This is a genomic window from Proteus sp. G2675, assembly GCF_963886535.1.
Lineage (GTDB): Bacteria > Pseudomonadota > Gammaproteobacteria > Enterobacterales > Enterobacteriaceae > Proteus > Proteus mirabilis.
Window position 1 is genome coordinate 57,300 of sequence record NZ_CAWPCB010000024.1, and the last position, 13,141, is coordinate 70,440.

12 protein-coding genes are annotated in these 13,141 nt (G+C 38.2%); 6 read left to right on the plus strand and 6 right to left on the minus strand.

The window, feature by feature from the left end; translation table 11 throughout:
• Positions 1–23 precede the first annotated feature (23 nt).
• The 4 genes from AACQ49_RS06085 to gntR all read right to left on the minus strand — a co-directional run bounded on the left by AACQ49_RS06085 (position 24) and on the right by gntR (position 4,290).
• A complete protein-coding gene (locus AACQ49_RS06085; RefSeq protein ID WP_004249221.1) occupies positions 24–950 on the minus strand; it encodes a methyl-accepting chemotaxis protein in 927 nt (308 codons plus the stop codon).
• A gap of 151 nt (positions 951–1,101) precedes the next feature.
• Entirely contained in the window at positions 1,102–2,439 is a 1,338-nt protein-coding gene (gntU, locus tag AACQ49_RS06090) for a gluconate transporter (RefSeq protein ID WP_004245814.1), read from the minus strand.
• Positions 2,436–2,990, minus strand: a complete 555-nt coding sequence (gene gntK / locus AACQ49_RS06095) for a gluconokinase (RefSeq protein WP_004245815.1) — start codon at positions 2,988–2,990, stop codon at positions 2,436–2,438. Before gntK ends, gntU begins: the two co-directional genes overlap by 4 nt.
• 304 nt (positions 2,991–3,294) lie before the next feature.
• Entirely contained in the window at positions 3,295–4,290 is a 996-nt protein-coding gene (gene gntR / locus AACQ49_RS06100; protein ID WP_004250141.1) for a gluconate operon transcriptional repressor GntR, read from the minus strand.
• A gap of 234 nt (positions 4,291–4,524) precedes the next feature.
• On the opposite strand from gntR, the gene AACQ49_RS06105 reads away from it, so the two are divergent.
• The 6 genes from AACQ49_RS06105 (at position 4,525) to AACQ49_RS06130 (ending at position 11,078) form a co-directional block, all read left to right on the plus strand.
• The gene (locus tag AACQ49_RS06105) at positions 4,525–5,556 is read left to right on the plus strand and encodes an iron ABC transporter substrate-binding protein (protein ID WP_161778937.1); all 1,032 of its coding nucleotides are present in this window, start codon (positions 4,525–4,527) and stop codon (positions 5,554–5,556) included.
• Positions 5,553–6,551: a FecCD family ABC transporter permease gene (locus AACQ49_RS06110; RefSeq protein ID WP_161778938.1), complete on the plus strand. Its 999-nt coding sequence runs from the start codon at positions 5,553–5,555 to the stop codon at positions 6,549–6,551. The genes AACQ49_RS06105 and AACQ49_RS06110 overlap by 4 nt, the downstream gene beginning before the upstream one ends.
• A complete protein-coding gene (locus AACQ49_RS06115) occupies positions 6,548–7,342 on the plus strand; it encodes an ABC transporter ATP-binding protein (RefSeq protein ID WP_004245819.1) in 795 nt (264 codons plus the stop codon). Before AACQ49_RS06110 ends, AACQ49_RS06115 begins: the two co-directional genes overlap by 4 nt.
• Positions 7,329–8,153 carry a class I SAM-dependent methyltransferase gene (locus tag AACQ49_RS06120; protein ID WP_020946294.1) on the plus strand — a complete coding sequence of 275 codons (825 nt, stop codon included), beginning with the start codon at positions 7,329–7,331 and terminating at the stop codon, positions 8,151–8,153. Before AACQ49_RS06115 ends, AACQ49_RS06120 begins: the two co-directional genes overlap by 14 nt.
• Positions 8,150–8,998, plus strand: coding sequence for a ModD protein (gene modD, locus AACQ49_RS06125; RefSeq protein ID WP_004249215.1), 849 nt, complete (start codon positions 8,150–8,152; stop codon positions 8,996–8,998). Before AACQ49_RS06120 ends, modD begins: the two co-directional genes overlap by 4 nt.
• 130 nt (positions 8,999–9,128) lie before the next feature.
• A complete protein-coding gene (locus AACQ49_RS06130; RefSeq protein WP_161778939.1) occupies positions 9,129–11,078 on the plus strand; it encodes a TonB-dependent receptor plug domain-containing protein in 1,950 nt (649 codons plus the stop codon).
• Between the two features lie 107 nt (positions 11,079–11,185).
• Here AACQ49_RS06130 and AACQ49_RS06135 read toward each other — a convergent pair whose 3' ends face one another.
• Together AACQ49_RS06135 and AACQ49_RS06140 are read right to left on the minus strand one after the other, a co-directional pair.
• Positions 11,186–12,232: an IpaD/SipD/SspD family type III secretion system needle tip protein gene (locus AACQ49_RS06135; RefSeq protein ID WP_017827364.1), complete on the minus strand. Its 1,047-nt coding sequence runs from the start codon at positions 12,230–12,232 to the stop codon at positions 11,186–11,188.
• 58 nt (positions 12,233–12,290) lie between these two features.
• Entirely contained in the window at positions 12,291–13,121 is an 831-nt protein-coding gene (locus AACQ49_RS06140) for a hypothetical protein (RefSeq protein WP_049235981.1), read from the minus strand.
• Positions 13,122–13,141 lie beyond the last annotated feature (20 nt).

The following is a 13,141-nucleotide window of genomic DNA, read 5'->3' on the forward strand; positions in this document are numbered from 1 at the left end:
GTAGACTCTCTGTCATCGCATTATTAATTATGTAAAGCATCAATATATTTAATGACATCAACACTCGCTTGTTCCATTTGCTGAATATACTTCACTACCGCATCCTGATCACCGGCCATATTCGCCGCCAATGCAAGACGCCCACTTTGATGAACCAATTTATGAGGCTCTTCTAAACGACGAAAAGCTTCACTACCGGCAAATTTGCGTCCTTCACCTTGGTAGTACCATTTTCCTAAACGACATTCAGTATGCTGATTAACACAATTTTCATCATCATTATTTAATAAGTGAATATAAATCGCTTCTTTCCATAAAACATGATCTATTTTCACAGTATTAAAAAATTGTTGTATCGACATAAACTGAAAGATATTTTTTAAATCATTGGCTTGTTGAGCAAGCGCAGATAAATTAGCATGACCTTCCGTAACAAGATTTTTTATTTGCTTCAATTGTTCTTGATTTTTCTGAGTATTTTGTTTTATTGGTGTAAAGCGGGCACTTACATTATTGTTGATAGACGCTATTTCTGAGGCCTGATTTTGGATCTTTTGTGAAAGGCTTTTCATCTCTTGTGCTAATACAGAAAATCCTGCACCTGCATGACCTATATGTCCTGCCTCTATTGCTGAATTAATTGATAATATATTGGCTTGATTTGACAGTTTATCAATATTATTAGCGCTATCTTTTATTTTATTTAGCCATTTAGCAAAATTCTCAATTTCTTCATTACTATGAGTAAAATGCTCATCAATTTCATTAAAAAAGACCACTAATGATTCTGCATTGATAAGCATATCATTAAAGAGATGTTCCATTTCTTCCAGCAATGCTAGCTTTTCTTGTAATTTCTGACTAGATGCCAAAATGGAATCACGAATAAGTGTAATAGTATGAATATTACACTCCGTATGCTGTTTAAACAGTGAATTATAATCACCCATAAAAATATCAGCCTCACCATGTTCACAAAACAATAAGACCTGTAGATTAATCAGTTGTTAACTATTTTCTATCAGATTTAATGGTGATTTATAGCAATGAAAAATGGCGCACCTATTGATGCGCCATTTGTTAAAAAGGAACAGCTCATTTTTATAAAAATGCAAAGAAAATCATTCCAACCACTGCGCCTGTAGTACCTAAAATGGTTTCCATTAATGACCATGTTTTTAAGGTTTGTCCTTCTGTTGCACCAGTAAATTTACCGTATAACCAGAAGCCGGAGTCATTAACATGGCTTAAAATAATAGAGCCACCAGCAATACAAACCGATAACGCCGCCATTTGTGCACCGCTATAACCTAGTTCACTGATCACCGGTAACACTAAACCAACCGCAGTTAAACAAGCCACAGTCGCAGAGCCTTGAATAACACGTACTGCACCTGCAAGAATAAAACAAGCCACAGCAATCGGCATACCTGCACCAATTAATGCATTCCCTAATGCTGGCCCCACACCTGAATCCACCAGCACCTGTTTAAATACGCCACCAGCCCCCGTGACTAATAAGATGATCCCCGCAGGTTGGATAGCCGCAGAGCATACTTCCATGACTTTTTCTTTACTCATACCACGGCGAATAGCCAAGCCATAAATAGCCACTAAACACGCCACAAGGATGGCAATAAAGGGGTGACCAATAAACTCAAGAATATTGAATAGCTGAGAGTCAGGCTCAACAAAACGCGCACCAATGGTTTTACATCCAACCAAGACTAATGGCAATAAGACCAATGCAAGACTGAAGCCAAAAGAAGGCATTTTACTTTGTCCTAAGCTTGGCTCATCAAAATCTTTCGGTAATTCTAAGGTCACATAACGGCTAATAAAGTTACCAAAAATAGGCCCCGCTAATAACATACCTGGAATGGCTGCACATAAACCAATTAAGATCATCCAACCAAAATCAGCATTCATCTGGTCAGCAAGCAACATAGGCGTTGGCCCCGGTAATAAGAAGGCAGCGGCCCCTGCAACACCGGCAAAGAGAGGGATCGCCATTTTAACAACATTCCCCCCCGTACGACGGGCAACAGCAAATACCACCCCGATCAGTAAAACCACCGCGACATCGAAAAACAGAGGTAATGCGCAAACTAAACCCGCAATACCCAGTGCATAGTTAGCCCGTTTTTCACCAAAGGATTTCAGTAGCCGTACCGCAATTTGGTCTAATGCCCCCGTTTCATGCAGAATTTTACCAAACATTGCCCCCAAAGCGACCACGATGGAGAGAAAACCCAATGTTCCCCCCATTCCGTTTTGCATGGTTTGCGTGATTTTTTCTAACGGCATACCAGAGAAAATACCAGCACCAATAGCAACAATCATTAACGCAATAAAGGCGTGTAAACGCGCATACATTACAAAGAAGAGCAATAATAGGACGGAGCCAACTGCAGTTAGCACCAGTGTTAATGTACTCATACCGCACTCTCCTCAGTAATAGGTTTAGTAACAGATTCTATAGTGTTGATGACATTTTCAATCACGTTATCAAGAGATGGCGAAATATCTATTTCATAAACATCAGGTTCGTCATTCGTTGGCTCTTCTAATGTTTCAAATTGAGTAATCAACATCTGTGGTTTAAAGAAGTGACCTTTACGCTCTTTTAAACGACTTTCAATTAGCGCGTAATCCCCTTTTAAATAGAGAAAATGTAAGCAGTGATTACCTTCTCTTAACATATCGCGATACTGTTTTTTTAATGCGGAACAAACGATTAATGACACTTTATTGGTTCTTTGCATTGCAAAAGCAGCATCATTGAGAGCGTGTAACCAAGGTTTGCGATCTTCATCATTTAAAGCATGACCTGAAGCCATTTTAGTGATGTTTGCACGAGGATGAAGGAAATCGCCATCTAAAAATGCCGCACCGATACGTTGTGCTACACCATTTGCAACCGCTGATTTACCGCTGCCTGATACCCCCATTAAGATAAAGACATGGTGTAGGGATTGGGTATCTTTCATATATTGCTCCTTTAGGCAGTTATTAACTTTTTGTAATGTTACCCGTAACTGTTACGGGTAACATTACTCGATCCAGAAAGATAAAAACAACCTACAAAACAAACTATGAAATGAAAGTGTGAAGCGTCTCGCAAATAGATTGTGGAAAAACAACAAAGTTACAACAAAATCATAAGTAATTGATAAGTTAACGACTGATTTTTACAAAGCAAAAAACGTCAGGATATATCACTCTATAATCCCAAATAGGGTCAATAAAAAAACCCTACCAAAGAAAAAAATAATTTAATAATCAAATGAATAACTAAATACTTTCACCGGTGATGATACGGAATCCCACATCAATCACTTGCCCACGAGCAATTTTACCCTTCATTCTTTTTAGTAATAAATCCGCCGCTTGTTGTCCCATTTCATCACGTGGCGTAAAAATACTGGCTAACCGTGGAGTCATGACTTGTCCCACATCATGACCGTGGAAACCGGAAATAGCAATTTGCTCAGGTACCGCAATCCCCATACGCTGACATTCGAAAATAGCCCCTATCGCAATATCATCATTGGTGCAATAGAGCCCATCTAAGTCAGGATATTGCTTGCGTGCCTCATGTAAAAGTTCTGTACCTAACGAATAAGAAGAGCTTTTAGGTGTCATCACATGACCTATGGGTAAGCCTGCTTCTTGCATCGCTTGTTCATACCCTTGTAAACGCATTAATGTTCGCTCATCTTGTCTTGCCCCAAGATAGATAATTCGTTTACAACCACGGTGGATCATTTCACTGACCATTTTTCGCGAGGCTTCAATATTATCTAACCCTACCGCCGAATCAAAACAAGGTGAAACACTATCCATAATTTCCACCACCGGAATACCCGCCGTTTCCAGCATTTTGACCGTTTTGGGTGTGTGTGTTCTCTCCGCTAAGATCAACCCATCAATATTATAAGAAAGCAGAGAAATAAGACGCTCTTCTTCTTTTTCTGCTTGATAGCCATAGTGCGCCAACATGGTTTGATAACCATATTTATCCGTCACAGATTCAATACCACGAATAACTTGTGCAAACACTTGGTTAGTAAGAGAAGGCAATAATACGCCAATCGCATGGCTGGTCGCATTCGACAAAATATCAGGTGCACGATTAGGAATATAATTCAGGCTGTCTAATTCACGAGCGATTTTGACTCGTAATGCTTCGGAAACTTGTTCTGGATTACGCAAAAAACGACTAACTGTCATTTTTGTGACACCAACACGGTCGGCAACATCCTGTAATGAGGGGCGTTTTTTTTTCATTTTATATCGTAACTATCCAAAATATCAGTATTAATACGCACTTGAGGTTTATTTAACAAACCTGATTATATCCTTAGGTTATACACTATTTCGAATAAAGTTTATCGGATGTCTTCTTAGATTTAATTTTGAATGCCTCTCCCTTGACTTAAGCCAAAGGAAATATAGTATGCATCGTTATATAATTTATGAAATAACGATTATTAATATAAAACAACACTACAGTGTGAACCTATGGCTATCCACAGACGACAATTTCTGAGTTATTTAGCGACGCTTGCAGCATTATCAGTACTGCCACGTTGTGCAAGAGCGGCAATCACTTCACGTATCGCCGCTCAATTTGGTGTGCTTCCTACACCAGAAAATATTCATCGCGTTATTAGCGCAGGCCCCCCAACCGACCAACTGTTGTTGGCTTTAGTACCAGAAAAATTATTAGGTTTCTCCTCGCTTAATCTAGGAAAAAGTAGCTTATTTGCCGACAAGTTGCGTAAATTGCCCCATTTAGGCCGTCTGTCTGGCCGTGGTAGTACACTCTCCTTAGAAACATTAATGGCGCTAGAGCCAGATATCATTATTGATAGTGGTAATGTTGATGAAACCTATCGTTCATTAGCTAAACGTGTTAGTGCGCAAACAGGTGTACCTTATGTGTTAATTGACGGCAGCTTAAAAGACAGCCCCACTCAGTTACGCCAAACGGGGGCTTTATTAGGTGTGGCAGAAAAAGCAGAAACATTAGCACTTATTGCAGAGCAGTATCTTAGTGATGCGACCTTGTTTGCTTCTACTCTAAAAATAAGACCTCGTTTTTACCTTGCACGTGGTGCAAAAGGCTTACAAACAGGCTCAACAGGATCTATTCATACTGAAGCTATTGAACTATTAGGGTTCGAAAATGTCGCTGATATTGCTGGTTTTACCGGTCTTACTGATGTTTCCCCTGAACAACTCCTTATGTGGAACCCTGAAGTTATCATCACACAAGATGAAAATGCCTATCAGCAAATCAGGCAAGACTCTATATGGAAAAATATCCAAGCTGTTAAAAATAATAAAGTGTTATTATTTAAAGGCTTACCATTTGGCTGGTTAGATGGCCCTCCTGGTATCAACCGTTTAATGGGAATGCGTCGCTTACAGAGCCATTTTGACCATCGAATAGCAGAACAAGCCACGCAAGATCTGCAAAATTACTTTGCTTATTTTTACCATACATCGTTAAGTGCTGAGCAATGCCAGCTGTTGATGAGGTCTTCATGAGCCAATCAGCACGTATCACTCTGTTGTTGCTGTTATTCTCAGCGGCTGTAGTTATTGCTATCACTAGTGGTAAGTATTCACTTACAGTCAATGAACTGTGGACAGTCGTCAGTAGCAAATTAACCGGGCATATTGAAGAGAGTCGAACAGCAACTGTGTTCTGGCAAATACGCTTGCCTCGAGTACTTGCTACCATTTTAATTGGAGGTGGACTTGCTATTGCGGGGGCGGCTTATCAAGGTATGTTCCGTAACCCACTGGTATCACCTGATATTCTCGGAGTGTCAGCAGGGGCTGGAGTCGGTGCTGTATTGGGTATTTTTCTTGGTCACTCCATGTTGTCAATTCAGCTTTTTGCTTTTGTCGGAGGGCTTATCACTGTTGCTTTAGTCTATTTTATTGCCAAATTGGCGAAACAACAGGATCCGGTCCTTTCTCTTGTTTTAGTTGGTATTGCGATTAGCGCCTTATGTGGCTCAGCTATTTCATTAATGAAAATTTTAGCTGATCCTTATACTCAGCTACCTTCCATCACTTTTTGGCTGTTAGGAGGGCTATCAACTATCACGGCGCCTGATTTACTCTCTGTTGCACCTTTAATGCTACTCGGGTTTATTCCACTGATTTTATTACGCTGGCGAATGAATATTCTCAGCCTTTCTGATGAAGAAGCGCGCTCCTTAGGCCTTAATGTAGAAATTACCAGACTTATCTTTATTTTATCGGCCACATTAATCACCGCGAGTGCAGTTTCTATTGCGGGCATTATTGGCTGGTTAGGTTTAATTGTTCCGCATATCGCAAGATTGTTAGTTGGTGCTAACTTCGGATATCAACTGCCTATTTCCTTACTTGTGGGCGCAACAATGTTATTAATAACGGATACACTAGCACGAACTATTGCGAATATTGAGTTGCCTTTAGGCATTTTAACCTCAGCTATTGGTGCGCCTTTCTTTCTGATGTTATTACTCAAAACAAGGCGGGATAGATGATCATCACTGCAGCTAAACAACTCACAATTGGCTATAAAACAACACCCTTGATCCAAAACCTCTCTTTTTATATTAAACAAGGGCAAATTGTCTGTTTATTAGGCGCAAATGGCTGTGGTAAAACCACGTTGATGCGTACCTTACTTGGTTTGTTACCCAGTCTTGCAGGCCATATTATCATTGAAGGCAAAGAAATAAGTAAGTGGTCACCAACTGATTTAGCCAAAGTGATTGCCTATGTTCCTCAAGCAACCCACCTCCCTTTTTCTTTTAAAGTGATTGATATGGTGATTATGGGGCGTGGAGCACATATCTCTTTTTTCTCGATGCCTAGCTCACAAGATAAAGCAATGGCAATGGAAACCTTAGAAATGCTCTCTCTTTCGCATCTTGCTCACCGCACTTTTGATACGTTAAGTGGTGGTGAAAAACAGTTGGTATTGATTGCACGGGCTTTGGTGCAACAACCTAAATTACTGATTATGGATGAACCTGCTGCCAGCCTTGATTTTGGTAACCAAATCAAGCTAATTAACCAAATTAAGACACTAAAAGCCTTGGGTATAAGTGTGTTTATGTCTACACATCATCCACAACATGCCGCTTTACTGGCAGATGAGGTGATTTTACTCACCCCTCATCGCCACGTTTTACAAGATAAACCTGAGCTTTTGCTCACCCCCGAACATTTAGCTCAGCTTTATAATGTGAAACCCACTGATATTCAGGCGCACTTTTACGCCTACCCTGATAATAACAATCCATATAGGCAAGAATATGAACACCATTGAAACCACAGATTTTGCTGAGCTTTATAAAAACCATATGCAACAGGCACAAAGAACCAAAAAAGAGCCTGAACATTGGGATAAACGCGCTGAAAAAATGGCAGAAAACTGTGCGAATCCCAACGATCCCTATTTGATCAAGTTTCGTGAAATGATGGATTTTTCCGATGCTGAAACACTATTGGATGTCGGCTGTGGACCTGGCTCTATTAGTATTCATGTTGCTGACAAGTTTAAAAAAATAATCGGGATAGATTATAGTACCGGCATGCTAACCGTTGCCAAACGTAGAGCCGCACAAGCGGGTATTCATCATGCTGATTTTCTTCATTATTCATGGGAAGATAATTGGGATGCGCTTCCACCTTGTGATATTGCGGTGGCTTCACGCTCCACATTGGTGATGGATTTAAAAGCTGCGCTGTTAAAACTAAATCGCCAAGCTAAATTACGGGTTTATACCACTCACACCGTATCACCCACTTTTGTTGATCAACGTATTCTTCGCTTATTAGGTCGCAATGTTCCCACATTGCCGACCTATATTTACGCAGTCAATATCCTTAACCAAATGGGGATCCACCCTAAAGTAGATTATATCCGTAGCCGTAATTGCCAAAATAATTTTAATAGCCTTGAGCAGTTTATTGACAGTATTAACTTCTCTGTAGGGCCTTTAAACGAAAATGAAATTGCACACTTAACCACTTATTATCATGAAAGTATGAAAAATGATGTGGCCCTTATATCGCCAACGCGTGATTGGGCGATGGTTTCTTGGGATGTCGTTCCTGAAAGCGAGCTAACCTTATGATTTATTATCCCGATGCTTTTCTTGATAATTTATTGCTGGAAGATATTCAATATGGCGATTTGACTTGTCGCGCACTCAATATTAACCATCAATTAGGCACAATAACTTTTACATGTCGTGAAGCCGGCTGCGTCAGTGGAATCACCCTAGGCTGCCGTTTATTAGAAAAATTAGGACTGACTGTCACCGCACATCTACAAGAAGGTGATTTTGCCAAGCAAGGTGATTGTTTAATTAGTGCAGAAGGTCGAGCAGATGCACTACACCAAGGCTGGAAAGTGGTGCAAAACGTGCTGGAATGGAGTTGTGGTGTGAGTGACTATATGGCAAAAATGCTCGAAATCTATCATCGCTACCAACCTAAAGGGCAAATTGCCTGTACACGTAAAAATATCCCTAATACAAAATTACTGGCCACTCAAGCGGTACTTGCGGGTGGTGGTATTATTCATCGCCAAGGCTGTTCTGAAACTATTTTACTCTTTGCTAACCATCGTCATTTTTTATCCGAGCCAGATAATTGGTTACAACAGGTTACACAGTTACGCCAAGCAGCACCTGAAAAATGCATTGTTGTGGAAGCAGATAACTTACAACAAGCAAGAGAAGCGTTAAAAGCGCAGCCAGATATCTTACAACTGGATAAATTTTCTATTGAAGATATTACCTTACTACAACAAGAGGCTCCGCAGATTGCCCCACGCTGTCATCTTTCTGTCGCTGGGGGAATTAATCTAAATACTATTGAAAAATATGCCCAAACAGGGATCGGCTTAATGGTGACATCAGCACCTTATTACGCACCACCTAGTGATATCAAAGTTCGCCTTTACCCTAAAAATTAAATCAAAACACAGATAAAAATATTAGTTTATTGACTGATAAAGATGAGTGCCTACATTAGGTAAGCACTCACTTTGTAACTTTAACTTACACCTATCGTTATATAAATAATTATATATTGAGATTAAAATAATGAAACTAACACCTCTATGCTGTTTATTCCTTGTTCTACTGCCTTGCAGTGTAATAGCCCAGACAACTTACCAGCAATCAATCCCTGATGTATTAACCGTTTGGAGCAGTCCCATTGCGGCAAATCCCGATGTATTAACACAACAACAAATGCTCGAACAAAATAAAGTCAATGCGGCACAAGCACTGGCAACATTACCTGGTATTGTGATGCAAAAATCAGGTAATCGTAACGAATATACCCTTAAAGTACGTGGTTTTGATAGTCGCCAAGTTCCGGTGTTCTTTGACGGTATTCCAACCTATGTGCCTTATGATGGCAATCTCGACTTAGCGCGTTTTACCACTAACGATCTCGCCAGTATCGAAGTTAACAAAGGTTATACCTCATTACTGCAAGGCCCTAATCTGATGGGAGGTGCAATTAATATCACCACCGCAACGCCTCGCAAACCATTAGAAGGTCATATTGCTTATTCGCAAGGTTTTGCTCGTGGTGCTGATTATGCTCATAACATGAGTGCTCGTTTAGGAGCACGCACTGAATATGGTTTTATCCAAATTAGTGGCAGTCAACTCCAGCAACGTTTTACCCCCATACCTAATGCAGATGAAAATAATAACACAGTTGGGACACATGGACGTCGTAGTCATTCAGCAACAGATGATAAACGAGGAATGATCAAAGTGGGTTGGACACCACGCGCTTCTGACGAATATACCCTCACCTATGTAAAACAAGATGGTAATAAAAATAGTCCACCGAATAGTGATCCTAATGCCAAAGGTCGATATAAATATTGGGCATGGCCAGATTATAATAAAGAGAGTTACTACTATAGTGGTGTGACACAACTTACGGATAGCATAAATCTACAAAGTCGTGCTTATCATGATAAGTTTGAAAATACCCTTTATATGTATCCTAAAAAAGGTAATAGGGTCGATTATAGCCATTATGATGATCACAGCACAGGCGCTGCATTACAATTCGGTATCGATATGGAGGAAAGTGATCTGCTCTCTTTTGCGGTACATTGGAAAGATGACGTTCACCGTGCCCAAAAAGAAAAAAACGGTGATTGGGTACGTTTTAAAGATAGAACTTGGTCATTAGCCACAGAATATCAATGGGTAGTGAGTAACGATCTTGATGTCGTTGGCGCCATAAGTTACGACTGGCGCAAAAGTATCGATACAGATAAAAAGGCTGATAACAACAAACAAAATGCCATTAACTGGGAAATCATGGCTAAATATTCATTAGCCAATGACGATAATATACGTTTTACAATCTCTGATCGCAGTCGCTTCCCTACCCAAAAAGAGCGCTATACCACCGAAAAACCCAAAGATGGATCAAGAGGGATTATTAACCCCAATTTAGATCCAGAACGCGCATTATCCTTTGATATGACCTACGAAGGTTATCTCAATGAGAAATGGGGCTACCAAACTAGCCTATATTACAATCGTGTAAGTGATGCCATTATGGCGCATACGCTTTATCGTCACGGTGAAGCGCTATTTCAAAACCAAAACAGTGGACGTGTTGATTATCTAGGCTTGGATATTGGTACTAAAGGGAAAATGACCGATTGGCTAGAACTTGGCCTAAATTATAGCTATATCCATAGTGATCCAAAGCAAGTTGACCATATTGAAGGTTTACCAAAACATAAAGCCTATATGTGGTTAACCTTTATTCCTGTTGAACAAGTGCGCTTTACTATTATGGAAGAAGCACAAAGTTGGACTTATAACCGTATAGATGAGAATAATAAACTGGCTGGCTATACAAAAACCGATCTACGGTTAGATTATGATGTTGGATATGGTATTTCAGTTAATGCTTCCATTAATAATCTTTTTGATAAATCTTATCAATATACACAAGGTTATATAGAAGATGGCCGTAATTATTGGTTAGGCGCTGAATATAAATTCTAATCAGCTCACTCAATTATAAGTAAAAGCGCTATTAAAAAATAATAGCGCTTATTTTTCAATATTCATAAATCCATATTATATGCAAAAAATAATCTATTAATAAAATATCAGAAACGTAAAAATCCTTTTGCCATTTCTAATAAAGTGTTCATTGTACTACTGACAATCTTAACAAAATTATCATAATTACTATTTGCTGTACTGTATTTTTTGGAAAGTTCATCTAAATTAGTGTTAATTTTCTTATCTAATGCGTCGATGGTTTTTCTGAATAACTCAAATTCTGTTTGATTAATATCATCCGTGTTAGATACCTTCTTAGATAGATCATTTAGCAATTTTTCTAGGTCAGTACAATCAATTCTACCTCGACAATCAATGTCAACATCAGGCTCCCCCCCACGCCTTTGTATTGATACGCTTATTCCATTTATACCTTTTAATAGTTTTTCTAACGCATCTGCCGCATTATTTACCTGTTGTAGATCGCTATAATGAACTTCTTGGCCATCAATGGTGCGTAAATATGTCCCATCCTTTTGATGTTGAAAAAACAAACGAGATTTAAAAACAAAAGGATCGTCGACAGTACCTGTTGGATTTTTATATTTATCTCTAATGTTAGATAAGTCATTAAAAAAAGATTTAAAATCAAAATTCACCGTACCTTCTTTACTTCCTGCTTTCTGATATTTATTTAAATTAGATATGGTTTGCCTTAGTTCATTGACAAAATTCATGTAGTTAGAAAAGATATCCTTTAATACATCTAGATAATCCGCTTTGCCTGAAACAATAGATTGTTTAACATTATTAAAAAGATCACTTAACGAATCAGTCTCATAACTATTATCTTTTTTTCTAAGATCATTTAGATCATTAGAAAATTGATTTAAAAAATTATTTTTATCATTAATGGTTTTATTATAATCATCATCTAAATAATAATATTTATCTGTATCAGGTAACTTCTCTATAAATTTATTCTTTCTATTATTATCATAATTCATATCTTGATATTCCCGATTAGGTTCCCAAGATAAAAAATCCTCATCTTCTAGCAGGTTTTCGAAATAATTATCAGTATTTACTCTAGTATTTAAATGAGGTAAATCGTTAATCCCCTCAGTATAAACTGAAATATCATTAGACATAATCTTAACCTTTTATATTAATAAAAGTTTATAAAAAAATATGATTTTATCTTTTAAATTAAGCTCTTACATTTGAAGAAATCGTAGAAGCTGCATCCTGCTGAGCATGAATTATCGCCTCTATTGCTTGTAATAATGCTCTTATGACTTCAGTCACTTCTCGCTGTATCTCATTGTTATTATTAATCACATTATTATTAATACTTCCTCTCGCATCCAATACTTTTTGTTCACCTTCAATTGTGCTACTTTCAGATTGCATAGTTTGGTCTGCAACCCTTGCTAATGGCTCTGCCAAAGATGAAATAGTATTTCCCATCACTATGGTTGGATTGGAATGCCCAATAAGCTCTTTCCCCATCCCTTTAATAGAAAAAGTGGCTCCCATACCATGTATAGCCATAGAAATACCAGCACTAGTAATTGCAGAACCAATCATAATATTGGCTTTTTTATTAAGATTATCTTTTACTTTATCGGCTATATCCAATTCAATGTTCATTAGCATCACACCCATTTCTCTGGATGCTTCAAATTTTTTTATCATTGTTTCTAAATATTTAACAATGAGATCTATTAATTTTATCATATCGTCTGAAACAAAATTAAAAATCCCCGTTTTTTCTATTTTAGCATGATCGTAAATATCATTATCATTATCTACTTCTAATGAATCTAATATCTGTTTAAGATCTGGTTTGGTTATATGTTCTGGTTCAGATAAAACAGGCTTTAGATTAATTCTTTCTATTCCTGTTAATTTACTTAAGCTAGGTTCTACCTCTTTATATAACTTATTTCTATCAATAATACCTTCACCTTCATCAGAATTATTGATTGTAGTTTGATAGTGATTAGATACATTATCACTATTAATCTTCATACTCATATTTATACCTCACTAATTTT